Genomic DNA, 23,640 nt, shown 5'->3' on the forward strand with positions numbered 1-23,640 from the left:
CCCGTGTCCCACCCCGCACCCGCCGGCAGCAGCGCGCCGCCAGTACCCTTCCGCACCGGCGGCCAGCTGGCAGTGCCGTGCTGGTTCATGCGGGGCGGGACCTCCAAGGGCCCCTACTTCCGGGCCGCCGACCTGCCGTCCGACAAAGCGGCCCGGGATGCCATGCTGCTGGCGGCGATGGGGTCCCCGGATCCCCGCCAGATCGACGGGCTCGGCGGCGCGCATCCCCTGACCAGCAAAGCCGGGATCGTCTCCCTCAGCGGGCAGGACGGGGTGGACCTCGAGTTCCTGTTCGCCCAGCTCCAGCCCAACAGCGACCTGGTGGACACCACCCCCAACTGCGGCAACATGCTCGCAGCGGTGGTCCCCTTCGCCATCGAGTCGGGTCTGTTGACGCCCGACGGCGACACCACCACGGCGCGGGTCCTCACCCTGAACACGGGCATGATCGCCGAGATCACCGTCCAGACGCCTTCGGGCGACGGCGGCCGCTACGTCGACTACGCCGGAGACGCCAGGATCGACGGCGTCCCAGGCACCGCGGCGCCAGTGGAAATCAACTTCCTGGACACCGCCGGTTCAGTCTGCGACGCGCTGCTGCCCACCGGCAACCTCCGGGACTCAGTAGAGGTGGCCGGCGTCGGCCCGGTGGACGTGACCTGCATCGACAACGGGATGCCACTGGTGATCGTCCACGCCAGCGACCTGGGCCGCACGGGCCAGGAATCCGCCGTCGACCTTAACAAGGACGTTGAGCTGAAGGCGCGGCTTGAAGACCTGCGCCTCAGCTGCGGAAAGCTCATGGGCCTGGGCGATGTCACGGACAAGAACTACCCGAAGATGACCCTGGTGTCGCCGCCCGCGCACGGCGGTGCAATCAATACCCGCAGTTTCATCCCCCACGTCTGCCACGAATCCATCGGCGTTCTCGCCGCGGTCACCGCCGCCACCGCCGCCGTCCTGGACGGGACCGTGGCCCATCAGGTGGCAGCAGTCCCTGCCGGCACAGAGCCCACCGTCTCTGTGGAGCACCCCAGCGGCGAATTCACCGTCCAGCTAGGCCTGGACCCCACCGACCCCACCAAAGTGCTGAAGTCAGCGCTCATCCGTACCGCACGGTTGATCATGGCCGGACACGTCATGATCCGCGCCCACCTCACCCCCGACCTGGAGCAGAGCATCCGATGATTATCGACATCCACGGCCACTACACCACCGCCCCGCCCGCGCTCGGGCAGTGGCGGGACCGGCAGATCGCCGCCCTGAATGACCCTTCGGCGGCGCCGTCACGGGAAGGCCTGAAGATTTCCGACGACGAGCTGCGCGAGAGCATCGAGGCGAACCAGCTGCGGCTCATGGACGGGCGCGGCATCGACCTGACCGTCTTCTCCCCGCGGGCCTCGTTCATGGCCCACCACATCGGGTCCTTTGAGACCTCAGCCGAGTGGGCGGCGATCTGCAATGAACTCTGCCACCGCGTTTCCCAGCTCTACCCCGAACGCTTCGTCCCGGCAGCGATGCTCCCCCAGTCCCCCGGTGTGGACCCGGCCACCTGCATCCCCGAGCTCACCCGCTGCGTGGAGGAATACGGCGCCGTCGCGCTGAACCTGAACCCCGACCCCTCCGGCGGACACTGGACCGCTCCCCCGCTGACGGACCGGCACTGGTACCCGGTTTACGAAAAAATGGTCGAATACGACATCCCCGCCATGGTCCATGTCAGCACCAGCATCAACCCGGCCTTCCACACCACCGGCGCGCACTACCTCAACGCCGACACCACCGCGTTCATGCAACTCATCCAGGGCGACCTGTTCAAGGACTTCCCCACCCTCAAACTGGTCATCCCGCACGGCGGCGGCGCGGTCCCCTACCACTGGGGACGCTTCCGCGGCCTGGCCATGGCCCTGGGCAAACCCGCCCTGGAAGAACACCTGCTGGGCAACGTCTTCTTCGACACCTGCGTCTACCACCAGCCCGGCATCGACCTGCTCCTGGACGTCATCCCCACCAGGAACATCCTGTTCGCCTCTGAAATGATCGGCGCTGTCCGGGACATCGATCCCTGCACCGGCCACAACTTTGACGACACAGCACGGTACATCGAGGCCGCAGGCCTGGCTGCACCGGACCTTGAAGCCATTCAGGAGCACAACGCCCGCACCGTCTACCCCCGCCTCAACGCTCTGCTGAAACAGCAGGGCCGCTAGCATCCCAGGAGTGAAAAACATGCAGGAACTCGGCGTGGTCCACACCAACATCACTCGCGCAGCGGAACAGGACGTCAAAGCCCTTTCCGCGTTCGGCGTCAGCACCATCCATGAAGCCATGGGCCGTCTTGGACTGATGCGCCCCTACATCCGCCCCGTCTACCCGGGAGCTGCCATGTGCGGCACCGCCGTCACGGTGCTGCTGCAGCCCGGAGACAACTGGATGATGCACGTCGCCGCCGAACAGGTTCAGCCCGGAGACGTGGTGGTCGCAGCCTGCACCACCGAAAGTGAAGACGGATTTTTCGGCGACCTCCTCGCCACCTCGCTCAAAGCCCGCGGCGCCCACGGCCTCATCATCGACGGCGGCTGCCGCGACGTCGCCACCCTGCAGGACATGGACTTCCCCGTCTTTAGTCGGGCCATCAATTCCAAAGGCACCGTCAAAGCCACCCTCGGTTCCGTCAATATCCCTGTCATCTGCGCCAACGCCCTGGTCAACCCGGGAGATGTCGTGATTGCCGACTTCGACGGCGTCGTGGTGGTCCCCGCCACCCGCGTCGCAGAAGTGGCCGAAGCCGCCCGCAAACGAGAAGACAACGAAGAGGCTAAACGGCTCCGCTTCGCCAACGGGGAACTTGGCCTCGATGTCTACAACATGCGCGGACCCCTCGAAGCCGCAGGACTGAGGTACGTCAACTGATGGGCCTCATGCTCAAGAAGAGTCACCGACAGAACAGAAACGCATTGCCCCCGGTGGGAAGCAATGACTCGCCGGAGGTTCCCATCTCTAACCTCCCGCATGTCGGCTTCCGTCGTCAGGTCGTAGCCAATTGGGGGGAACTAGTTGAGGGTGACGAGGTTGTGCTGCTGCCAGTAGATCCCATCAAGGAGCCGAGCCGTGGAACAGTCGACGCCATTATGGCAGACGGATCCCTAATCTGGCTCGTTCAGAAAGGCCCGGCAGGAAGGCGCATGTTTCATGCGACGGACGGCTACAAGACTGAACTGGAAAGCGTTGCTGCTGCCAAGTACCCAGTTGCCGAAGCTCCTTTCGACCGCAGATGATGAATCCAAGACATAAAGGTGCGGAGCTGGAACCCCGCTACGACCTGCTTCACCGCCTGCTTTTAGAAACTTCCGTCATCGGTGCTTCATTTCGGGCGCGTAGCATCGACCTGCTCAGCGCGGCCTATTAAAGCGGCAGCGGCCGGTTCTCCACGACGTTCCTCATGACGAGAGTGGAGCTTAGACGCTGGACACCGGGAAGAGCAGAGAGCTGTTCATCGTAAAGCCGCTGAAATTCCCGCACGTCCCGGGCGACGACCTGGAGCAGGTAGTCGGGGTCTCCAAAAAGGCGCTGAGCGCGGAGGACGTGGCGCGTGCCAGCAACGGCCTCCTCGAACGCAGCCACAGTATCGCGATCCCCATCCCGCATCGTGACGAACACCAAAGCTTCAAAGGTTAGCCCAAGAGCCTCCGCGTCCAACTGCGCCCTGTACCCGCTGATAGCCCCGGATTCCTCGAGGGCGCGCAGCCGGCGGTGGCAAGGAGAAAGGCTCAGCCCCACCCGCTCAGCCAAGTCGGTCAGCGAGAGTCTGCCGTCCACCTGAAGCTCGGCAAGGATTTTCCTGTCAATCTTGTCCATAAGGAAAATTCTCCCCCAAAACGTCGTTAGCCCAAAAGAACTTGGAAGCACATTCCGGCCATACTTCCCTAAGCTTTTACCAGGACCCGACATCCGGAGTCAGTCGCAGCTAAGGAGAACACATGCCGCTCGGAACCATGGCCGCGTTTTGGGCCGTATCCTTCCTCTTTGTGGTGACACCCGGGGCGGACTGGGCCTACGCGATCTCAGCCGGACTCAGGCATCGGACCGTCATTCCCGCCGTCGCAGGACTGCTCGCCGGGCACTTGCTTGCCACGGCGATAGTCGCGGCAGGGGTTGGGGCATTGGTTGCGGGATCGCCTGTGGTGCTCGCGGCTCTGACTATCGCGGGGTCCGCGTACCTGGTCTGGCTGGGCCTAGGAATGTTCAGGAACCCCTCCGTACCGGAAGCCGGCGCTGCAGCCGTCCCGGGCAGCTGGTCGCGCCAACTATTGAAGGGCGCCGGGATCAGCGGTCTCAACCCCAAGGTCTTTCTCTTATTCCTGGCACTCTTGCCCCAGTTCACTAGCCCCGTCAATTCGTGGCCTGTTGCGGGGCAGATCGTTGCGCTTGGACTCGTGCATGTCGCCAGCTGCGCAGCCATCTACACCGGGGTGGGTACCGGAGCACGCGTCGTGCTTCGGACCCGGCCCACCGCAGCCCGGGCCGTCACCCGCGTTTCCGGCGCCTGCATGATGCTCATTGGAGTGTTCCTGCTCATGGAACAGGTGCTCCACTGGAGCCCGTAGCCTCTCACGTCACATACAACAACGAGACCATGGAGAACTTAGCTTTGCACTCAGAACAGCTCCACCGAACGTACCTGGACCTCACCACCCCTCACGTGGCCGACGCCTGCATGCGCCTTGGCATCGAAGTCCGGTGCGCACCAGCAGGAACCAGCCCGCTGTGGACCGGAACGCACCTGGCTGGCCGCGTTGCACCGGCCCGTCACACCGGGAGCGTTGATGTCTTCCTCGAAGCAATCGATCGCGCCGATTCCGGCGATGTGCTGGTAGTGGACAACAACGGCAGACAGGACGAAGCCTGCGTCGGAGATCTGGTCACCCTCGAAGCGAGCCGCGCCGGTTTGGCCGGGATTGTCATTTGGGGATTGCACCGGGACACATCCGAACTCAGGACCATCAGGCTGCCGGTTTTCAGTCAAGGATCCTTGCCGGTGGGACCTCAACGCCTCGACGCTCGCCAGCCGTCGGCCCTCACATCGGCAAGGAGCGGTCAACACACGGTCTCGGCAGATGATTTCGTATTGGGCGACGACGACGGCGTCCTGTTCGTACCCCTGGCACGGGCCCAAGAAGTCGCCGATACCGCCGCAACCATCCGGGACACCGAACGTTTGCAGGCGGCACGCATGCTGATGGGCACAACGTTCAGGAACCAGGCACACTTGGAGGACTACATCGCGGCCCGGTCCAGCAACCCTGACCTGACGTTCCGGCAACACCTCCGTGCCTTCGGCGGGGAGATCGAAGAATAGGCGCCATCCTGCCAAGGATTTCTTGGAGACCAAAACAATAATCTTATCGCAAATGAGAAATAGTTCTTGACTCTGTGAGGGCTCCGCCATAGGCTCAAAGAGTCGCTGACGCACACCGATGACAGCCAAGAGAACTTCGAGAAGAGGCACCTTCATTGGACTACCCATCACCCTTTGACCTGAACGGGCGAACCGCCTTGATCACGGGATCAAGCCGAGGTATCGGGAAGGCCCTCGCCAGCGGCCTTGCCCGGGCCGGAGCATTCGTGGTGCTCCATGGCCTGGACTCGGCCCGGCTGGAAGCCACCAGGAAGGAACTGGCCGCAACCTTCGGCGATGAAAAAGTGGGTGCGGTCTCGTTCGACATCACCGCAGAGGACGCCGTCACCGCAGGGGTTGCCCACGCCGAAGCAACGTACGGACCGCTGGATGTCCTGGTCAACAATGCCGGTATCCAGCACCGCGTGCCCTTGTTGGAACTCGACGTCGCCGACTGGAACAGGGTGCTCGCCACCGATCTCACCAGCGCCTTCCTGGTGGGCCGTGAAGCTGCCCGGCGGATGCTGGACCGCAGGCGCGGAAAGATCATCAACATCGGTTCCGTGCAGTCGGACCTGGCCCGCCCCACCATCGGCGCCTACACGGCGGCGAAAGGCGGGCTGCGCAACCTCACCAGGGCCATGACCGCAGAGTGGGCGGGCCACGGACTGCAGATCAACGGGATCGCCCCCGGCTACATCCATACCGAAATGACCCAGGCTCTCGTCGACGACGAGGCCTTCAACTCATGGATCCTCGGCCGGACACCCGCCGGGCGCTGGGGCACCGTCGACGACCTGTCCGGTCCCGTCTGCTGGCTCGCCTCAGACGCGTCCAACTACGTTAACGGACAAACAATCTTCATCGACGGCGGAATGACAGTGGTGGTCTGACATGGCAACAAGAACAGTAAAGGGCCCCGCCATCGTGGTGCACGGCGTCGGCGACCTCAGGATCGAAACGTTCGAGCACGCAGCGCCGGAACCCCACGAGGCCGTGGTGGACATCGCCTATGGCGGAATCTGCGGCTCCGACCTGCACTACTGGCTGCACGGTGCCGCCGGCGAATCGATCCTGCGCGCACCGCTCGTGCTTGGCCACGAAGTGGTGGGCACGGTGGTCCAGGCAGCCGCCGACGGCTCCGGCCCGGCCGCGGGCACCAATGTCGCCGTTCACCCCGCGACCCCGGGCGGCGATGGAGTCCGCTATCCCGAAGACAGGCCCAACCTCTCCCCCGGATGCACTTACCTGGGCAGCGCCGCCCGCGTCCCGCACACCCAGGGAGCCTTCAGCCGGTATGCCGTCCTGCCCGCCAGGATGCTCCGCCCGCTCCCCGCCGGACTGCCGCTGCGCGCTGCCGCCCTCGCCGAACCCGCCAGCGTGGCCTGGCATGCCGTCTCGCAGGCCGGTGACCTCCGCGGCAAGCGCGTCCTGGTGGTTGGCAGCGGGCCGATCGGAAGCCTGATCGTGGCTGTGGCCAAGCGTGCCGGGGCGGCCGAAATCATCGCCGTCGACATGCATGAAGCTCCGCTGAAGATTGCCCGGGCCGTCGGGGCCACTGGCACCATCCTGGCCACCGACGCTGAAGCCATCGAAGCCGTCCAGGCCGATGTTGTGCTGGAATCCTCGGGGAACCACCGCGGCCTGGCGTCAGCACTGCGCGGCGCCATGCGCGGGGGCAAGGTGGTCATGGTGGGCCTCCTGCCCAGCGGCGACCAGCCGGTCCCGATCTCCCTGGCCATCACCCGGGAACTCGAACTGGTGGGGTCTTTCCGCTTCAATGACGAGATCGATGAGGTGCTCGCTGCATTGGCGGACGGCACCCTCTTTGTGGATCCGATCGTGACCCACGCATTCCCGTCTGCCCAGGCGATCGAGGCCTTCGACGTTGCCAAGGACCCAACCAAGTCCGGCAAGGTACTCATCGCCTTCCGCAACCAATAGCAGCCGCATCGCCGCCCAACAGGAGCATCCAAATGATCCAGACCTTCAACCCTCCCGCTAAGCGCTGTCGTCCGGCCCGGTCCTTGACGTCTGCCACTGGCACACACTGCCCGGCCAGCGGCCGGTGGAGCCCGAACGGCGAGCTGCAGGAAAGCCAGGTGTTCTTCGAGGGCAGCGTTATGCCTCCCTTTGAGGGTGCCCCCGTGGTGTGGGTGTTGGGGCCGGAACCGGACGGGAGCTAGCGTGCCTGTCCAGCCATTACGAGCGGCCCGGCGCAGGCGCTTCGAGCCCATCGACCAGGAATCGCTCCGCCGGGACCTGGCCCTGAACCGCCAGCACATGGCGCAGGCCGACAGTAGCATCCGGGGCGCGCTCCAGCTGCGGAACGACAGTGTCGCACAGGCTCTGGCCGACGGCGTCCCGGTAGCTAAGATTGCAGCGGCCGCGGAAGTGAACAAGCACGACGTACGACGGCGGATCGGCGCCGGATACACGGAGCTGCAGCCCGCAGGCTGGCCGTCGGACACACATTTGAGGGCAGTCCGTGTCCATGCGCAAACTTTGGCCGCCGCCATCGACCACAAATCCGATCTTGAAGTCCGTCGCCGCTCCCTGACCGTTGCTGCCCTTAAGACAGGACAGCTGGACATCTTTGAAGTCGCATCATTGGCTGGAGTGCCGCCCGAAAGGATCCGAAGCGAGTCGAGGGGAGTCACGCTGCGGAGTGTGCGGCTGGCCCAATGAGCCTGAACGCAGGGCACACCGCGCCAGAGCTCGCGGGCTTTAGTCCTTTGCCGCCAGCTTGTTTTCGTCCCAGCCAATGAGCGCCCCGCGCAGCGCTGCGACCAGCCTCGCGCTTGCCTGCTGCTTGGTCAGGCCGACGGTGTTGATCAGGTCCAAGATTTCCCGGGGATCGAAAAGGATGTTCCAGAGGAACAAGGCTTCGTCGCCCAAGGCACTGAGTCCCAGCTCAGCACAGGCTTCTTCCAGGGGCCGCTGGAGGGCTTCCGCCTGGACGGTGAGGTAGAAGGCACCGCTCCGGAGCCGGGCGAGGTACCCCTCGCCGGAGCGGGTGTACAGCATGGCCCCGCCGTGCTTGACCACCAGGTCCACCCATTTGCGGCTGACGGATTCGAGCAGCTCGAAGCCGCCGGTGGTTTGCTTGAGGCTGTAATCTCTGAGCTTCTCGCCCACGTTGAAGCGGTACTCCGCCAGGACATCCTCAACGGAGGCAAAATGCCGATAGGCAGTGGCCGTGGAGATTTCCGCGTGTTTGGCAATGTCGGTCATGTTGATGGGCCCCCGCCTAACGGCAAACAGCGCACCTGCAGCGTTGACCAAATCCCTACGGTTACGTTGGGTGTCGCTTCGCATTCCCGGGCCCCTTTCCATTGCCTACCAGCTTATTGCCTGTGCCCACCGATCGGGCCGCACCAGCCCTTTAGTGCCCCGACCAGCGTGGCGACCAGCCGGCGTGCTGCCTCATCGGGACTCAGTCCCAGCGTTTCGATCAGGTCGAAGATTTCTCGCGGGTCGAACAGTACGTTCCACAGGAACATGGCTTCATCCCCCGGGTCGGTGACTCCAAGTTCAAGGCAGGTGTCGCTAAGCGCTGTCCGCAGGGCGTCGGCCTGGACGGTCAGATGCGTGGCACCAGTGCGCAGCCGGGCGAGGTAGCCTTCACCGGACCGGGTGTGGACCATCGCGCGGCCGTGTGCCACCACCAGCATGACCCACTTGCTGCTGACGAGGCGCAGCAAGTCCAGTCCGGTGGCCTGCTGCTGCCGGCTGAACTCCAGGAGTTCACTGCCCACGTCGAACCGGAAGCGGGCCAGAACATCGTCTACGGAAGCGAAATGGCGGTACGCAGTGGCCGTTGAGACTTCAGCGGCCCGTGCAATATCGGCCATGGTGGCCTGGCGGCCCTCGGCGAACAGCCTTCCCGCGGAGCGGATGATGAGCTTCCGGTTGCGGAGCGTATCGCTGCGCAACCCGGGTGCTGCGCTCGTGGTGGCCATCGGCGTTACTTCAACGCTGCGAAGCCGGCCGCGAGCCGCTCCACGCCGGCAGTGATGGCCGCTGCACTTGCGGCGTAGGAGAGCCGCAGGTGGAACTCGCCATTTCGTCCGAATTCGCTGCCGGGGCGGACTGCTACTCCGTGGCTGCGCAGGTGCGACACCATCTCAGCTGCCGGCAGGCCGGCGTCGTACTTCGGGAAAAGGTAGAACGCACCTTCCGGTGAGCTGACCGTCAGACCCGGGATGTCCTTGAGGCCGTTATACATCAGTTCGCGCCGGAAGGCGTAGGAGGCGTGCATCCGTTCGATGTCCGGACCGCAGGTCTGCAGGGCGGTGAGGGCGGCGAGCTGGACTGCCGTGTTCATGGAGCCGTTGAAGGTGTTGTGCACCCTCGCGGCGGCGGCGATGACGTCCGCGGGGCCCCACAGGTAACCGACCCGCCAGCCGGTCATGGCGTAGCTCTTGGAGAAGGTCTGGCAGTAGATGGTGCGGCCAGCGAGGCCCTCGATCTCCAGCGCGGAGGTGAACGGCTCCGGCGTGTAGACCAGGTCGCTGTAGGCCTCATCGGAGAGCACCAGGATATCGGTGCCGGCGACTAGCTCGGCCAGGGCTTCAAGCTCCGCGCGGGAGTGGACGATTCCGGTGGGGTTGGACGGGTTGCAGAAGACGAACATCTTCGCGCCGTCGAGGGCACCGGCCAGAGCCTCCAGGTCCCAGTGCAGGTCCTCGGCGAGGGGCACCGGAACGATCGTTCCGCCGGCCATGCTGACCAGGTCCGCGTACAGCGAGTAGGTGGGATCCGGAATGACCACCCTGTCCCCCGGATTGACGGTACCAAGGATCGCAGCGGCAAGTCCTGCCGTGCCGCCCTGGGTGATCAGCACATCATTGGTGCTGACGGCGGACCCCAGCAGGGCTCCGATCCGGACAGCGAGTTCGTCCCGGAGCACTGGTTCGCCCAGCAACGGCGAGTAGTGGGTGTGGCCGTCCTGCAGCGCCTTTGCGGCGGCGTCGCGGACCTGCTGGGGGGTGTCAAAGTCGGGTTCGCCCATGGCAAGGGACACCAGGTCGCCGCTCGACTGGGGCTGCTGGACGCGCAGGGACGTCTGGACCACGCGCTGGACGGCGTCGGAAGGACGGAAGCTGAGGATGCTGGGTGCTGCAGGTGTCGTCACGTGGGTGGCCTTTCAGACAAAGAGTTAGGGAGCGTTCAGGGCGGTGGGAGGAAGCGCCTGTACGCGTTATGTGGTGGTTTTGGGAAGATCGGCCTCGGGCGCGCCTGCCCAGCGGCTGATTTCGATGTCCCCCGCGGTGTCCCGCTGCACGGTGGGAGCGATGACCAGTTCCTGCACCACGGTCCGCTGCGGCAGCGTTGCCACCAGGTGGATGGCCCGGGCCACATCCTCCGGCTGGACCATGGCGTCCCGTTCCTCCTGGTGCGGCGGACGGGCCCGGTTGTCCAGGATGGGCGTGGCAGTTTCACCGGGCAGGATGGTGACGGCGCGCAGTCCCTCATTGCGGAAGGTGGTGTGCAGATACGTCATGAAGTTCCGGACGGCGGCCTTGGCAGCCCCGTACGCGGCACCGCCCAGAAGGTTCGGGGTCACCGCCGCCAGGGAGGACACGGTGATGATGGATCCGGTGTTGCGGCTCAGCATGTCCGGCAGCACCGCCTGGGTGAGCAGGAAGACGGCGTTGAGGTTCACGTCCAGGACCTGGTTCCATTCCTCTTCGGCGATCCACCGCACGTTCAGGACCTTGCTGGCGCTGCCGGCGTTGTTGATGAGGATGTCCACCAAGCCCACGTTCTCGTGGATCCAGCCCACCAGCGCGTCCACCTCTGCTTTGCTCGCGATGTCCGCGGTGCGGACGCGGGACCGGCCGCCGGCGGCGGAAATCTCTACGGAAAGTTCGTCCAGGACGTCTTGCCGGCGGCCCACTAGAACCACGGTGGCGCCCTCTGCGGCGAGCAGCTTGGCGGTTTCGCGGCCCATGCCGGTGCCGGCGCCGGTGATGATGGCAACCTTGCCGTTCAGAAGTTCCATAGTGCGTCTCTTTCGTCCGGCACGCTGCAGGAGGCAGCGCGGCAGTGGGAACCGGGATGCCCGGCTAAAACAAGAACCGAATTAGATATGAGAATAGTTTCTCATTTGAAACTGGCGCCGTCAACCATTTCAGGCGGCACGCGTGCCGGGCGGCGTGGAAGTATCCGCCGGCTGCGCGAACGGAAGCCCGACGGCGGCGAACAGGCTGTGCACCCGTTCCTCCAGCGCGCAGAGCTGCCGCTGCTGGTCCCGCCAGCGTTCGACGGCGGCTTCCTGGCTGACCCAACGGAAGGTTATTTTCCGCCCGGGGCTGGCTTGCCCCAGGAGCGGCAGTGACGCCTTCGTTGCCACCGCGACGATGGGGTAGCCCGCCGTCAGGGTACGTGAGCGGCCCAGGATGATCAGTTCGTCGCCGTGCGGGATCTCGAACGCCCCGATCGGAACGCCGTGCGACACGATCTCGCCCAGCCCTTCAGGATGGATGACCGGCCCGTCCAGTCGCAGGCCTACGTGGTTGGATTTTCCGCCCACCGTGTAGATACTGCTGCCCAGGAGTTCCCTGATGCCGGGTGTCCGGTCTGTTTCCGGGCCCTCCACCACGTCAACGGTCCAGACGTCGGGACTGAAGTCCGGCACAGGAACCGGCAGCCGGAACAAGGGCTGACCCAGGTACGGCTGGCTGAACTCGCGGTACCGGCTGGCGAGCAGTATCTGCTGGCCCGCGACCAGCTGCTGGGGGAAACCCATCCGCGATTCCGGCGCCGCGCTGCCCATGAACCGGGGAGCGTCGAGGACTCCGCTGAAAGCAAGGTAGGTGCGCATCCCCCCGGTTGCCTTGGAGATGACCACCCGGGTCCGTGCCGGCACGCAGACCGGCTGCCACAGCGGCACCGCGACTCCCCCGACTGCCACCTCGGCCGGCGTGCCGGTGACCGAGATGAAGGTCTCATGCGAGGCGGTGAACGCGAACCTGCCTCCCATGATTTCCAGCAGGGCAGCCCCGCGCCGGTTGCCCACCAGGATATTGGCTGCGGCCGCAGAGTGCTGGTCGGCGGCACCGCCGCAGGGCACTCCCATGAACTCGGAGTCTTCGCGGCCCAGGTCCTGGAACGTGGACAGCCATCCGGGCTCGCTGATGGTGAGGGTGACCGTCTGCTCAGGCTTCGCTGCCACGGGTGCCGCCTTCCTGGTTGGCTGCGGACTCGTGGGGTGCGGGCCGGAGGAACTGGCCTTCCAGCTCCTCCCAGCCGCTTTCCGGTATGAGTTTGAACATGACCCGGTCACCGGGCCGGTAGGACGTGGCCGGGTCCTCATGGATATCGCAGACAGTAAGGGGCGTGCGGCCGATCACCTTCCAGCCGCTGGGTCCCGGGAAGGGCTGGATGATGGCGCTTGTCCCTGCCACCATCACCGAGCCCGGGGCAACGTCCGTCCGGGGCTCGGCGCACCGGCGAACCTGGCCCGGGAACTTCACTCCGGCCATCATGGGCGCCATCGCGGCCGCCAGGAGGTTGATGGTCAGGACGGATGAGGTGAACACTTCGAGGGTGGCCTCCGGGCTGAGTCCCAGCTCTTCGGCCACCTCTGGAAGGTCCGGCGCGAACTCCTCATTGACCACCATGGGAATAACGAAGTCCTTGGCGCCCGGCGCCGGTCCCGATTCCTGGAGTCCAAGGCCGGCCACGGCAAGCCGGACCGTCTGGGCGAGCTGGCCGTGGTTGACCGCCAGGCAGTCAAACTCCACCAGCAGGGATTCTGCACCGGCCACCAGATTCAGCACGCCGTACGGGCGGACCTCCAGCAGGACATCACGCAGCCTCCTGGCGCCGGCGCGCCTGACCTCGGCGGCGTCGTCGTCGATGCTCAGCATGAGGGCTGAATCCCCAAAGGGGGCCGCCTCGATGATGGGGGGACGGCGGAGGTTCGCGGCTGGGGTTGGTTGCGTGGTCATATGTCCTGCTCGGTGGTGCGGGCGGCGGTCAACGGGAGGAAGGTGCGGTCAGGCCGCGGCGGCTTTGGCTTTTTCGGCAAGGACTTCCTGCAGCCCGGCGGCCCTGATGCCGGCCTTCTCCAGCGCCGCGCGCAGTGCCGTTCCGTTCTCCAGGACCTGCGGGTGGTCGCCATGGAGGAGGACGACGTCGGCATCGTGGCCCAAAGGGACCACCTTGCCGGTGACGGCACGGACGGTTCCTTCGGTGACCACCTGGACAACCCGCCGGCCGATCTCTTCGGGATCGTGCAGCAGCGCCCCTTCGGTGTTACGGGAGACCGGCATGCCGTCCTCGCCATAGCCCCGGTCCGCCAGGAAGACGTAACCCACTTCGAGGCCGCGCTTGCGGGACTCATCGGCCAGCAAGCCGTTCTGGCAGATGACGATGTAGGACGGGTCGTACGCCTTGATGGCGTCCGTGATGGCCCGGGCATGCTTGGCGTCAGTCTGGGCGATGCTGCCCATCCGGCCGTGCGGGGCAACATGGCTGATCTTGCCGCCATGGATGCGCGCGAAGGCATCCAATGCCCCGATCTGGTAGAGGACGTCCGTGCGGATTTCCTCTTCGCTGGCCTCGATGAGGCGGCGCCCGAAACCCACCAGGTCGGGGTAGCCCGGGTGGGCGCCCAGTTCGATGCCGCGCTCCACGCAGGACTTCACGGTGGCGTCCATGACGCGCGGGTCGCCGGCATGGAAGCCGCAGGCGATGTTCGAGGCGGTGACCAGGCCCAGGAGGGCTTCGTCGTCGCCGATGCTGTAATTTCCGTAGCTCTCGCCGAGGTCTGCAACGACGGCGACTGAATTGATGCTCAAGGTGACTCCCGGTCATTCGTTGGGTAGGTGGAGGGCGGCTGCCCGCCGTGGCGGGCGGCCGGAGTGGGGTTAGTGCGTCTGGAGCGGCTGCCCCTTGGTTTCCTTCAGGAAGTAGACGGAGGCGAGGGTGATGATGGCGGTGCCGATTGCGGCGTAGGCCGGGACCATGCTGTTGCCGGTGGCCTTGATGATTTCGGTCATCACCAGCGGGGCGCTGCCGCCGAAGATGATGGTGCTGATGCTGAAGCCGATGCTGTACGCGCTGTAACGGACGGTGGTGGGGAACATTTCGGTCAGTACGGTGTGCACGACGGCGGCGTGGCCGGAGAACGCGATGGCCATCACCACGGTGGCGATGCAGGCCAGGAGCATGTTGCCGGTGGTGATCATGGCGAACATCGGGTAGGAGACCAGGGCCATCAGGATGGCGGAGGCCGCCAGGACGGGCTTGCGGCCGATCCGGTCGGACAGGCGGGCCATCAGCGGGATGCTGATGATGATGGCCACCAGGCTGAAAGCGGTGACGGTCAGGGCCTGCACCATGGTGAAGTTGTTGCCCGTGCCCAGCTGGGTCTTCAGGTACGTGGGCATGTACGCAAAGAGGAGGTAGTAGCCGGGGCCGTTCAGTGCGGGCAGGAAGATGGTCAGCGCAATGGCCTTCAGGTGGCGCTTGGAGGTGAAGACAGCCTTCAGCGGGTTGCGTTCCACTTCGTTGCGCTCGCGTAGGGCGGCGAAGTGCGGGGTGTCCTCCATTTTGGAGCGGATGTAGTAGCCCACGTAGCCCAGCGGCAGGGCGAAGAGGAACGGGACGCGCCAGGCCCAGGATTCCATGGTGGCGTCGCCTAGGGTGGTGATCAGGGTGGCTGAGAGCGCGCTGCCGAAGAGCAGGGCGCAGAATGAGCCGACGGCGATGAAGCTCATGGAGTAGTTGCGGTGCTTGTTGTGCGCGTACTCACCCACGAACGCCATGGCACCGGCCACTTCTCCGCCGGCGGAGAAGCCCTGCAGGATGCGGAACAGGATGAGGAGGGCCGGAGCCGCCCATCCGATGACGGACGAGGATGGGATCAGGCCGATACATGCCGTGGCGCCGGAGATCAGGAGCAGCAGGACGGCCAGGAGGTTCTTGCGGCCCAGCCTGTCACCCAGGAAACCACAGATCACACTGCCAAAGGGCCGGGCGAGGAAGCTGACCAGGAAGCCGACGTTGGTCAGCAGGAGGGATCCAAGGTCCTTGGATCCCATGATGTTGATGGCAAGGTACGTGGTCAGGAGACCGTAGATGCCGTAGTCGTACCACTCCACGAAGGAGCCCATGGTGCCGGCGATGGTCGCCTTGCGCACCATCTTGCCGTCTGCGGTGACAACCTTGATTTGTGCGGTATTCAGTTCCACTGAGTCCGTCGATGCAGTAGTCATTAGGTCTCTCTTAGTCTAGGGCTGGTCCATGGCGCCGGAGTAGCGCAGGTCAGCTGTATTCGCGGGTGATTTCGGCCGTCATTTCGGCCTCGTGGGCGGCAACAGCAATAACGCGTTCCAAGATTTCGGCCGCGCGGGACTGGGGGATGATGACGACGCCGTCATCATCTGCGGCGACGATGTCACCGGCGGCGCACACGATGCCGCCGATGGCTACCGGCTCGCCGATGACGCCGGGGCCGTTCTTGAAGGGACCCGCAGGAGTTACGCCGCGGGCGAAGACGGGGAACTTGATCTCGGTGATCGTGTGGCGGTCACGGATGTAGCCGTCGATCACGGCGCCGGTGGCGCCGGCGGCCTCAAAGCGCTGTGACAGCTGCTCGCCGACCAGGGCACGGTGTTCATGACCGAAACCGTTGATCACCACGACGTCACCGGGCTCGATGTAGTTCAGTGCCTCGATGACCGCTGCGTTGTCGCCTGCTGCACCGAGCACGGGGAGGGCCGAACCGACGCAGTGGGCGCCTTCCCAGACGGGGCTGATGCCGCCGTCGACAATGCCCAATCGCTCCATGGCATCCCCGATGTTGGCCACCGGGTAGGCGGCGAAGGCCTCCACGAGTTCCTTCGGAAGCCGCGTCCAGGTGGCCTTGCGGACCGTGAGCTCAAGTGTTGTTGCCATTGTTGTCACCTTTGGTTGGTTCAGTGGGGGACGCCTGCCCTCGACTGAGGTCAGTCAGATGAGGCGGCTGTCACATATGAGAAAAGTTTCGCGTTTCAAATGCGATTCGTCAAGGGGTCCCGGCGGATTGGCCCAAATAAGTCAGCCCATTGTTGCCACGAGGTAAATTGCAGCCACTCCATGTAACGGGCGTGTGTCAGCTCACAAAAAACCGTTGACTTGCCCCATTTGATAAGAGAAACTCTTCTCATTCGCGAACTTTCTCGCAGATTACTTCGTGAAATTCCCTGCCTCTCTTGCCCACTGATGCGTGGGCATGACCGCATCGCCCGCTGTACTGAGGAGACACCATGCACGGAAGAATTACCGCCCTGGCCGCAGCCGCGTCGGCGGCGGCGCTGCTGCTGACCGGTTGCACTACCGGCGCGACCGCCGGCTCCGGCGGAGGCGCGGGCCCCTCGACGGACACTATCCGGACCGCACTGAACTCGGATCCCACCACTTTCAACGCCGCCAAGGCCAACGCGAAGGACGACTATGAAGTGGCCCGCTTCCTCTTCGATACAGTGGTGCGCCGCGACGCGGACGGCAAGTTCATCGGCGGCCTGGCCACCGAGTGGACTTCAACGGCCACTGACGCCTCCCTGACCATCCGCAAAGACGCCACCTGCGCCGACGGCACGGTCATCACTCCCACCATCGTGGCGAAGTCGCTTAGCTACTTCGCCGACCCCGCCACCAAGAACAACTTCGGCAAGCTCGTCTTCGGTCCGGGCCAGCCCACCATCACGGCCGACGACGCCACGGGCACCGTCGCAGTCAAACTCGCACAACCCTGGTCCGAACTCATCGGCGGACTGACCCTGGCCCAGACCGGCATCATCTGCCCCGCCGGATTGGCGGACCTCGAGGGCCTGGCCAAGGGATCCGTACAGGCGGCATTCTCCGGCCCGTACACCCTGACAAAAGCCAGCCACGGCGTCAGCTACGACATGACGCTACGCGAAGACTACAAAGCGTGGCCGAAGTGGTCCAAGGCGCCTGAGGGGACGCCGGCCAAGACCGTACGGTTCTTCCCCGGTGTGAACAAGACCACCGTGGCAAACCAGCTGCTCACCGGCGAAATGGACATCTCGGACATTGCGCCTGCGGACACTGCCCGCTTCGAAGGGAACAAGGACTACACCGTTACCTCCGTGCCGTTCGCCGGTATCTTCCTGCTCTTCAACCAGCGCCCCGGCAGCCCCTTCACCGACCCCGCCCTTCGCAAGGCCGTGGCCCAGCTGATGAACCAGCAGGCCTTCAACGCCGCCGCCTACGCCAACAAGGGCATCCCCTACACCTCCATCGTCGCCCCCACGGTGGCATGCTCCCTCAAGGACAACTCGCGCTTCACGAAGGAAGATGCCGAAGCCGCAAAGGCCGTCCTCGCCGGCAAAACGTTCAAGATGGTGGGCACCACCAGCATCGGCCCGAACGGCGCAGGCAGCACCTACGTCCAGGAAGCCCTCCGGGCAGCCGGCGCCACTGTAAACCTGAACCTCGTGGACAACGGGACCTGGGCCACCATGACCCAGACCAAGCCGGAGACCTGGGACCTGACCATCCAGGGCGACGCGAACTTCGTTGGCACCGTGGCAGCGTCCCTGACCCGCATCGCGGGCGTCCCCACCGAGAAGGGGGGCCGCAACATCGGCGGCGGCGAGAACGCCGACATCCTTGCTGATATCTCCACAGCACAGTCGGCGACGGACGAGGCCAAGCGGTGCGAGGCCTACGAACGGGCGCAGATCAGCATCCTGGAAGACAACGACATTGTCCCCTTCGTCGGCGAACCCCAGATCGTTGCACAGCGCGCTGGATTCTCCATCCAGGCGCCCTCGGGCATCGTCGACTACGCCACCATGCGCATCACGAAGTAAAGGCCAAGGACCATGACTGAACCGACCATGCTGAACAGGGAATCCGCCCTGTTCAGCAACCCTCCGGGGGCTCCGAAGAGCCCCCGGAGCGGGCCCCGCAACCTCTCCCCCTGGGCCAGCTACGGCCTGCGCCGCGCAGGCGGAGTGCTGCTGTCCGTAACCCTGCTCGTGGTGGTTACCTTCTTCATGGTCCCGCTCATCCCCGGCGACCCTGCAGTGGCAGTCGCCGGTGCAGACGCCACGACCGAGCAGATCGAGGCCATCAGGGAAAGCCTGGGACTGAACCAGCCCCTACACCTGCAGTTCATCCAGTACGTCGGAAACCTGCTCACCGGCAACCTCGGCGAATCCTTCGCCTACAGCACTTCGGTATCCTCGATCATCGCCACCAAGCTGCCCTTTACTGCCGAGATCGCGGTCCTCGGCATCATTCTGGTACTCCTGGTCTCCATCCCTGCCGGCATGGTGGTGGGGATCCTGACCCGGGGCGGCCGCCGTCACTGGCTCGATGTCACTTTCGGTATGCTCACCGGCTTCTTCCAGGCAGTCCCCCAGTACGTCATTTCCACCATGCTCGTGGTGGTATTCGCCATCGTGCTCAGGGTGCTCCCCGCGGCAGGCGCAGCAACGCTGTCCGCGCTGATCCTTCCCGTCGTCGGGCTTTCCATCGGCCCCATCTGCTCCATCGCCCGCGTGGTGCGTAGGGAAACCTCAACCGTGCTGGAACAGGACTATCTCCGGACAGCCCGCGGCTGGCGCCTGCCAAAGCTGCGGCTCTACGCCAGGCACGCCCTGCCCAACCTCCTCACCACGGCACTGACACTGGCCGGCCTCATCCTGGCCGGCATGCTCGGCGGCGCGATCATCGTCGAAAACGTCTTCAACTGGCCCGGTCTGGGCAAGGAAATCGTCACCGCCATCATCAACAAGGACTACCCCGTGATCCAAGGCATCATCCTGGTCCTGGGCTTCCTCGCCATCATCCTCAACCTGCTGGTCGACGTCATCCTCGGAATCATCGACCCGCGCACCCTCGGAGGAGGAAAATCCAATGGCTGAAACGACACGTCCCAAGCGACGCTTCCGCTGGACCACCGGACTGATCATCGGCATCGCCATGATGGCCGTTATGGTCCTGACAGGGCTCCTGGCACCCCTCTTCCTGTCCGAGGCGGCCGAAAAACTCACCGCCAACGCCTCCCAGGGGCCCAGCTCCGCACACTGGCTCGGGACGGACGACTTCGGCCGCGACGTGCTGGCCCGCTCCCTCATCGCCACCCGGCTCACGCTCGTGATGACCGCAGCCACCACAGTAATCGCCGTCGTCGCCGGCATCATCATCGGCACGTTCATCTGGCTGGCCCCGGAGCGGATCCGCAATGCCGTACTGCGTGTCATCGAGGCTGCCGTGGCCTACCCGAGCCTGATCTTCGCGTTGCTCATTGCCGCGATCCTCGGGCAGGGAGCCTGGTCCGCAGTGCTGGCCATCGCGATCGCCAGCATCCCGGCATTCGCCCGCCTCACCGCCAATATGGCCGCCTCCATCTCGCAGCGGAACTACGTGTCAACGGCACGTCTGCTGGGCGTCTCCGGTCCGCGCATTATCACCCGACACCTGCTGCCGAACATGGCCGAACCGCTGCTGGTGCTGACCGCCACCGTCTTCGCCACCACGCTCATCGAGCTGTCCAGCCTGTCGTTCATAGGACTCGGCGTTCAGAACCCGGAATACGATTTCGGGCGACTGCTCAACGAGGCGCTGGTGAACATCTACTCCCAGCCGCTGCAGGCCGTGATGCCCTCCGTCATGATCACCGTTGCGGGTCTGAGCGCCATGCTGATCGGCGACGGCCTTGCGGCGGCCACCGATCCGCGCGGCGGCAGAAAGTTCGGCAGCGTCAAGGCCGCCTCGGAGGTCCCGGCGTCGTTGCGGGCCGACAGGGAAGCCCTGGTGGAGGTGGACAACCTCACCGTCCTGACCCCCAACGGCGTCCCCCTGGTCAAAGGCGTCTCCTTGAGCATCCACGCAGGGGAAGTGGTGGGACTCGTGGGGGAATCCGGCTCCGGAAAATCCCTCACCGCCATGTCCATCGCCGGGCTGCTACCCGAGGAACTGACCGTCAAGGCGCACTCAATGCGCCTCGGCGAACTGAACCTGCTCAAGAAGAACGATCCGCGCACCATGGCGACATCGATCGGGCTGGTCTACCAGGATCCAGGCACCAGCTTCAACCCGGCCCTGCGGATAGGATCCCAGCTGACCGAAGTCAGCCGTGTGCACCTGAAACAGTCCCGGAAGACGGCCTTCAGCCGCATGGTTAAGGCATTGGCAGCCATCCGGATCACCGAACCGGAGACGCGCATGAGGCAGCACCCGCACGAACTCTCCGGCGGCATGCTCCAGCGCGCCATGATCGCCTCGACCCTGGTCACGGACCCAAGGCTGATCATCGCCGACGAACCCACCACAGCATTGGACGTCACGGTCCAGGCGGACGTCCTGCGGCAGTTCCGCACCATCAACCGGGAAATGGGCACGGCAATGCTGTTCATCTCACATGACATCGGGGTGGTGCAGTCACTGTGCGACAAGGTCATCGTCATGAACGGCGGGAAGATCCTCGAACGGCTCACCGGCGCCCAACTGGCCGCCGGTGACGTCAAGCACCCCTACACCAAGGCGCTGCTGGCCGCCACGCCAAGCATCGCCGAACGCAAAACTGAGCTCGTGTCCGTCCGCGCCGAAGACTTCACCTTCGATGAAATCACAGACGATGGGTCCGGCCCGTCCCATGCCGGGACGGTCCAACGCGGCACGGTCCAACCGGAAGGAATCAAGTGACAGTGATGACAAACTCGCCGACGTCCGCCACCCCCGTGCTGGAAGTCCGTGACCTGGAAGTCACCTTCGGGTCCGGCCACTCGGCGGCAAAGGTCCTCAAAGGCGTTTCAGCCAGCATCGAACGCGGCAAGACGTTGGGCATCGTGGGGGAATCCGGCTCAGGAAAATCGACACTGGCCAAGGCCATCGTCGGTCTCGTTGGTGCCAGCAGCGGCAGCATCTCCTTCAACGGCTCGGATTTAGGCCGGATGACCGGGGCACAGCGCCGGGCGATGCGCCGCGCCGTCCAGATGATCCCGCAGGACCCCTATTCGTCGCTGAACCCCCGCCGCACCATCGGCCAGACGCTCGCCGAGGCGATCGATCCGGTGAAATCCAATCCTCGGGACCACCACGAGAAGATTTCCTACTGGCTCTCCACCATCCGCCTGGACTCCGATGTGGCCGAACGGTACCCGCACGAGTTTTCCGGCGGGCAGCGGCAACGTATCGCGATTGCACGCGCACTGGCAGTGGGGCCCAAACTGATCATCGCCGACGAGATTACGTCGGCCCTGGACCTGTCCGTGCAGGCGGAAATCCTCAACCTCATCAGCCGGCTGCGCACGGAACTGGACCTGACCATGGCCTTCATCTCCCACGACCTGGACGTGGTGCACCACGTAAGCGACGAGATCATGGTCCTGTTCCACGGAGAGGTGGTGGAACTCGGCGATGTGGACAGCGTGTACGGCAGTCCCAAACATCCCTACACGCGCCGGTTGATCGACTCGGTGCCCGGCGGCCCCGGATTCAACATCGGAGAACGCCGGGCAGCGGTCACCTGAACCGGACCAGACGTAAACACAAGCCGCCGGCCCGGGCATATGCCGGGCCGGCGTCTTTGTTAACCGCTCAACTGAACCGGCCTGGTTACTCCCCTGCCGGCGTCGAGCCGGACCCCAGCGCGGCGCAAGCCTTATCCACCAGCTCGGACGGTGACTGGCGGACGTCCAGCAGGACATGGTGTTCATCGGCATCCAGCGGCTCCAATGCGTCCAGCTGGGAGGCCAGCAACGTGGCGGGCATGAATTCATGGCTCCGGGCCGCCATCCGCGCAGCGAGGGTGCCCGCCGAACCGTTCAGATGGAGAAACACGACGTCCGGGGCCTGCTCCCTGAACAGGTCGCGGTAGCGGCGCTTCAGGGCGGAGCAGGCAACAATAACGCCCTCCCCTTCCTCTTCGCACGCCGCCAGCGTCCGTCCGATTTCCTCCAGCCAGGGCCGACGGTCCGCGTCGTCCAACGGAAATCCGCTCCGCATCTTCTCCTTGTTTGCGGCAGGATGCAGGTCATCCCCGTCGATGAACCGGACCCCCAACCTGCGTCCCAGCAGCGCCCCCACCGTCGATTTACCAGACCCTGACACGCCCATGATGACCATGGGCGGAAACCCGTTGTTACTCACTTGAATTGCCTCCGCGAAGCTCTTGCCGACCGCTTTCCGAAGTGCGATGATTATCACACATGAGAAAAGTTTCTCAGATTGAGTGCCGGGCCGTCAACGACTCTCCGCAAGACGCCGGCACACCTGGGACCACTACTACCGAACAGGCTTACCGATGCAAACAGTCCGTACAGTCACCTTCCCCGACCGGGACCTCCTCGCCAAGGTGCAGCCCCTCCCCGCGGGCATTGAAGCGTCGGTCTGGGACCTCCGCTCCCAACCGGAGGGCATTACCCTGGACGCCATCGACGCTGTCATCCTCCCGTATATCGACGCGTCCGCCGTTCTCGGGTCGCTGTCCCAGGTCCCGAACCTCAAGTTCGTCCAGACACAGTCCACGGGCTTCGACGGCGTCCCGGAGGCGGCGGGGCCGTCCGCAGGAGTTGCAAGCGCCTCCGGCGTCCACGCGGCGGCCACGGCCGAACTGGCCATCGGCCTGATCATCGCCAAACTCCGCGGCATCGACCAGGCGGTCCGCGACCAGCAGACCGGCAACTGGCAGCCCCAGCGCCGCTCATCCCTGGCGGACAGGCGCGTCCTGCTTGTGGGCGTCGGGGGCATCGGGCAGGAAATCGCGAAGCGCCTCGAGCCCTTCGAGGTGGAGATCACCAGGGTGGGCAGCAGCGCCCGTGAGGACAGCGCCGGACGGGTCCACGCCTCCTCCGAACTTACCGCTCTCGCCGAATCCCACGATGTACTGGTGGCGGTCACTCCGCTGAACAGACACACGCACCGGCTGGTGGACGCCGCAGTCCTCGCCGCCCTGCCGGACGGCGCCCTTGTGGTCAATGTCGGCCGCGGGCCCGTCGTCGACACTGCAGCCCTCACCACGGAAGTCCTGTCCGGCCGGCTCCACTGTGCCCTCGACGTCGTGGACCCGGAACCGCTCCCGGCAGACCACCCGCTCTGGACGTCCCCCAACGCCCTTATCACCCCGCATATCGGCGGCAACGCCTCCGCCTTCGAACCGAGGATCGTCAAGCTCCTCAACAACCAGCTGAAGGCGCTCGCCAGCGGAGAGCGGCCCGCGAACCTGGTCCAATCCGGGCCGTTCTGACCGGAACCCGCAGTTCCGGACCCTT

The 23,640-nt window shown here is 65.0% G+C and carries 25 protein-coding genes; 14 read left to right on the forward strand and 11 right to left on the reverse strand.

From position 1 onward, the window contains the following. Positions 1–3: 3 nt before the first annotated feature. From JOE31_RS14045 to JOE31_RS14060, 4 genes are read left to right on the forward strand one after another with little or no spacing between them, the layout of a single operon-like run. Positions 4–1,188, forward strand: coding sequence for a 4-oxalomesaconate tautomerase (locus JOE31_RS14045; protein ID WP_307864423.1), 1,185 nt, complete (start codon positions 4–6; stop codon positions 1,186–1,188). Beyond that, entirely contained in the window at positions 1,185–2,210 is a 1,026-nt protein-coding gene (locus tag JOE31_RS14050; protein WP_209745643.1) for an amidohydrolase family protein, read from the forward strand. The genes JOE31_RS14045 and JOE31_RS14050 overlap by 4 nt, the downstream gene beginning before the upstream one ends. A 19-nt stretch (positions 2,211–2,229) precedes the next feature. Further along, the gene (gene ligK, locus JOE31_RS14055) at positions 2,230–2,913 is read left to right on the forward strand and encodes a 4-carboxy-4-hydroxy-2-oxoadipate aldolase/oxaloacetate decarboxylase (RefSeq protein ID WP_209748445.1); all 684 of its coding nucleotides are present in this window, start codon (positions 2,230–2,232) and stop codon (positions 2,911–2,913) included. Beyond that, complete coding sequence (locus tag JOE31_RS14060) at positions 2,913–3,278, forward strand: hypothetical protein (protein WP_209745646.1); 366 nt, start codon at positions 2,913–2,915, stop codon at positions 3,276–3,278. The genes ligK and JOE31_RS14060 overlap by 1 nt, the downstream gene beginning before the upstream one ends. Positions 3,279–3,405: 127 nt before the next feature. Here the strand turns inward: JOE31_RS14060 and JOE31_RS14065 are convergent, their stop codons facing one another. Continuing rightward, positions 3,406–3,858, reverse strand: coding sequence for an Lrp/AsnC family transcriptional regulator (locus JOE31_RS14065; protein WP_209745648.1), 453 nt, complete (start codon positions 3,856–3,858; stop codon positions 3,406–3,408). Between the two features lie 122 nt (positions 3,859–3,980). Here JOE31_RS14065 and JOE31_RS14070 point away from each other — a divergent pair, with 122 nt between their 5' ends. The 5 genes from JOE31_RS14070 (at position 3,981) to JOE31_RS14090 (ending at position 8,086) form a co-directional block, all read left to right on the forward strand. Continuing rightward, on the forward strand, positions 3,981–4,607 hold the full coding sequence (locus JOE31_RS14070; RefSeq protein ID WP_209745651.1) for a LysE family translocator: 627 nt from the start codon (positions 3,981–3,983) through the stop codon (positions 4,605–4,607). A 29-nt stretch (positions 4,608–4,636) separates the two neighbouring features. Continuing rightward, positions 4,637–5,359: an RraA family protein gene (locus tag JOE31_RS14075; protein ID WP_245199197.1), complete on the forward strand. Its 723-nt coding sequence runs from the start codon at positions 4,637–4,639 to the stop codon at positions 5,357–5,359. Between the two features lie 155 nt (positions 5,360–5,514). After that, positions 5,515–6,291 (forward strand): SDR family oxidoreductase, encoded by a 777-nt coding sequence (locus JOE31_RS14080; protein ID WP_209745655.1) that lies wholly within the window; start codon positions 5,515–5,517, stop codon positions 6,289–6,291. Position 6,292: 1 nt separating this feature from the next. Next, the gene (locus tag JOE31_RS14085) at positions 6,293–7,342 is read left to right on the forward strand and encodes an L-idonate 5-dehydrogenase (RefSeq protein WP_209745658.1); all 1,050 of its coding nucleotides are present in this window, start codon (positions 6,293–6,295) and stop codon (positions 7,340–7,342) included. A 243-nt stretch (positions 7,343–7,585) separates the two neighbouring features. Further along, positions 7,586–8,086, forward strand: coding sequence for a hypothetical protein (locus tag JOE31_RS14090; protein ID WP_209745661.1), 501 nt, complete (start codon positions 7,586–7,588; stop codon positions 8,084–8,086). A gap of 39 nt (positions 8,087–8,125) precedes the next feature. Here the strand turns inward: JOE31_RS14090 and JOE31_RS14095 are convergent, their stop codons facing one another. The 9 genes from JOE31_RS14095 to JOE31_RS14130 all read right to left on the reverse strand — a co-directional run bounded on the left by JOE31_RS14095 (position 8,126) and on the right by JOE31_RS14130 (position 16,309). Next, entirely contained in the window at positions 8,126–8,632 is a 507-nt protein-coding gene (locus JOE31_RS14095) for a TetR family transcriptional regulator (RefSeq protein WP_245199198.1), read from the reverse strand. Between the two features lie 113 nt (positions 8,633–8,745). Then, a complete protein-coding gene (locus JOE31_RS14100; RefSeq protein WP_209745667.1) occupies positions 8,746–9,360 on the reverse strand; it encodes a TetR/AcrR family transcriptional regulator in 615 nt (204 codons plus the stop codon). 5 nt (positions 9,361–9,365) lie between these two features. After that, positions 9,366–10,535, reverse strand: coding sequence for a pyridoxal phosphate-dependent aminotransferase (locus tag JOE31_RS14105; RefSeq protein WP_209745670.1), 1,170 nt, complete (start codon positions 10,533–10,535; stop codon positions 9,366–9,368). A 66-nt stretch (positions 10,536–10,601) separates the two neighbouring features. Then, positions 10,602–11,405 (reverse strand): SDR family oxidoreductase, encoded by an 804-nt coding sequence (locus JOE31_RS14110; RefSeq protein WP_209745673.1) that lies wholly within the window; start codon positions 11,403–11,405, stop codon positions 10,602–10,604. A 129-nt stretch (positions 11,406–11,534) separates the two neighbouring features. Beyond that, a complete protein-coding gene (locus tag JOE31_RS14115; protein WP_307864424.1) occupies positions 11,535–12,578 on the reverse strand; it encodes an allophanate hydrolase in 1,044 nt (347 codons plus the stop codon). Then, positions 12,562–13,356, reverse strand: a complete 795-nt coding sequence (locus tag JOE31_RS21575; protein WP_245199199.1) for a carboxyltransferase domain-containing protein — start codon at positions 13,354–13,356, stop codon at positions 12,562–12,564. Before JOE31_RS21575 ends, JOE31_RS14115 begins: the two co-directional genes overlap by 17 nt. A 48-nt stretch (positions 13,357–13,404) precedes the next feature. After that, positions 13,405–14,208, reverse strand: a complete 804-nt coding sequence (locus JOE31_RS14120) for a LamB/YcsF family protein (protein WP_209745679.1) — start codon at positions 14,206–14,208, stop codon at positions 13,405–13,407. A gap of 69 nt (positions 14,209–14,277) precedes the next feature. Then, positions 14,278–15,627, reverse strand: coding sequence for an MFS transporter (locus JOE31_RS14125; protein ID WP_209745683.1), 1,350 nt, complete (start codon positions 15,625–15,627; stop codon positions 14,278–14,280). A 49-nt stretch (positions 15,628–15,676) separates the two neighbouring features. Next, on the reverse strand, positions 15,677–16,309 hold the full coding sequence (locus JOE31_RS14130) for an RraA family protein (protein ID WP_209745685.1): 633 nt from the start codon (positions 16,307–16,309) through the stop codon (positions 15,677–15,679). Between the two features lie 350 nt (positions 16,310–16,659). On the opposite strand from JOE31_RS14130, the gene JOE31_RS14135 reads away from it, so the two are divergent. Genes JOE31_RS14135 through JOE31_RS14150 form a run of 4 tightly spaced genes read left to right on the forward strand, consistent with a single transcriptional unit; the run spans position 16,660 to position 21,900 of the window. Next, positions 16,660–18,231 (forward strand): ABC transporter substrate-binding protein, encoded by a 1,572-nt coding sequence (locus JOE31_RS14135; RefSeq protein WP_209745688.1) that lies wholly within the window; start codon positions 16,660–16,662, stop codon positions 18,229–18,231. A gap of 12 nt (positions 18,232–18,243) precedes the next feature. Further along, on the forward strand, positions 18,244–19,290 hold the full coding sequence (locus JOE31_RS14140) for an ABC transporter permease (RefSeq protein WP_245199200.1): 1,047 nt from the start codon (positions 18,244–18,246) through the stop codon (positions 19,288–19,290). Continuing rightward, the gene (locus tag JOE31_RS14145) at positions 19,283–21,073 is read left to right on the forward strand and encodes a dipeptide/oligopeptide/nickel ABC transporter permease/ATP-binding protein (protein ID WP_209745691.1); all 1,791 of its coding nucleotides are present in this window, start codon (positions 19,283–19,285) and stop codon (positions 21,071–21,073) included. The genes JOE31_RS14140 and JOE31_RS14145 overlap by 8 nt, the downstream gene beginning before the upstream one ends. A gap of 5 nt (positions 21,074–21,078) precedes the next feature. Further along, positions 21,079–21,900: an ABC transporter ATP-binding protein gene (locus JOE31_RS14150; protein WP_209748452.1), complete on the forward strand. Its 822-nt coding sequence runs from the start codon at positions 21,079–21,081 to the stop codon at positions 21,898–21,900. 85 nt (positions 21,901–21,985) lie between these two features. On the opposite strand, the gene JOE31_RS14155 is transcribed toward JOE31_RS14150, so the two are convergent. After that, positions 21,986–22,519, reverse strand: a complete 534-nt coding sequence (locus JOE31_RS14155) for a gluconokinase (protein ID WP_307864425.1) — start codon at positions 22,517–22,519, stop codon at positions 21,986–21,988. A gap of 154 nt (positions 22,520–22,673) precedes the next feature. Between JOE31_RS14155 and JOE31_RS14160 the strand changes: the two genes are divergently transcribed. Beyond that, positions 22,674–23,615, forward strand: a complete 942-nt coding sequence (locus JOE31_RS14160; protein WP_209745694.1) for a 2-hydroxyacid dehydrogenase — start codon at positions 22,674–22,676, stop codon at positions 23,613–23,615. Positions 23,616–23,640: the final 25 nt, after the last annotated feature.

This window comes from Arthrobacter sp. PvP023, from assembly GCF_017832975.1.
In the GTDB taxonomy this organism is placed as follows: Bacteria; Actinomycetota; Actinomycetes; order Actinomycetales; family Micrococcaceae; genus Arthrobacter.

Excerpts from the sequence above, each read along its gene's own strand:
- JOE31_RS14050 (WP_209745643.1), top strand. The coding sequence starts at position 1,185 with ATGATTATCGACATCCACGGCCACTACACCACCGCCCCGCCCGCGCTC.
- ligK (WP_209748445.1), top strand. The coding sequence starts at position 2,230 with ATGCAGGAACTCGGCGTGGTCCACACCAACATCACTCGCGCAGCGGAA.
- JOE31_RS14060 (WP_209745646.1), top strand. The coding sequence starts at position 2,913 with ATGGGCCTCATGCTCAAGAAGAGTCACCGACAGAACAGAAACGCATTG.
- JOE31_RS14065 (WP_209745648.1), bottom strand. The coding sequence starts at position 3,858 with ATGGACAAGATTGACAGGAAAATCCTTGCCGAGCTTCAGGTGGACGGC.
- JOE31_RS14070 (WP_209745651.1), top strand. The coding sequence starts at position 3,981 with ATGCCGCTCGGAACCATGGCCGCGTTTTGGGCCGTATCCTTCCTCTTT.
- JOE31_RS14075 (WP_245199197.1), top strand. The coding sequence starts at position 4,637 with ATGGAGAACTTAGCTTTGCACTCAGAACAGCTCCACCGAACGTACCTG.
- JOE31_RS14085 (WP_209745658.1), top strand. The coding sequence starts at position 6,293 with ATGGCAACAAGAACAGTAAAGGGCCCCGCCATCGTGGTGCACGGCGTC.
- JOE31_RS14095 (WP_245199198.1), bottom strand. The coding sequence starts at position 8,632 with ATGACCGACATTGCCAAACACGCGGAAATCTCCACGGCCACTGCCTAT.
- JOE31_RS14100 (WP_209745667.1), bottom strand. The coding sequence starts at position 9,360 with ATGGCCACCACGAGCGCAGCACCCGGGTTGCGCAGCGATACGCTCCGC.
- JOE31_RS14110 (WP_209745673.1), bottom strand. The coding sequence starts at position 11,405 with ATGGAACTTCTGAACGGCAAGGTTGCCATCATCACCGGCGCCGGCACC.
- JOE31_RS21575 (WP_245199199.1), bottom strand. The coding sequence starts at position 13,356 with ATGACCACGCAACCAACCCCAGCCGCGAACCTCCGCCGTCCCCCCATC.
- JOE31_RS14125 (WP_209745683.1), bottom strand. The coding sequence starts at position 15,627 with ATGACTACTGCATCGACGGACTCAGTGGAACTGAATACCGCACAAATC.
- JOE31_RS14130 (WP_209745685.1), bottom strand. The coding sequence starts at position 16,309 with ATGGCAACAACACTTGAGCTCACGGTCCGCAAGGCCACCTGGACGCGG.
- JOE31_RS14135 (WP_209745688.1), top strand. The coding sequence starts at position 16,660 with ATGCACGGAAGAATTACCGCCCTGGCCGCAGCCGCGTCGGCGGCGGCG.
- JOE31_RS14140 (WP_245199200.1), top strand. The coding sequence starts at position 18,244 with ATGACTGAACCGACCATGCTGAACAGGGAATCCGCCCTGTTCAGCAAC.
- JOE31_RS14145 (WP_209745691.1), top strand. The coding sequence starts at position 19,283 with ATGGCTGAAACGACACGTCCCAAGCGACGCTTCCGCTGGACCACCGGA.
- JOE31_RS14150 (WP_209748452.1), top strand. The coding sequence starts at position 21,079 with ATGACAAACTCGCCGACGTCCGCCACCCCCGTGCTGGAAGTCCGTGAC.
- JOE31_RS14160 (WP_209745694.1), top strand. The coding sequence starts at position 22,674 with ATGCAAACAGTCCGTACAGTCACCTTCCCCGACCGGGACCTCCTCGCC.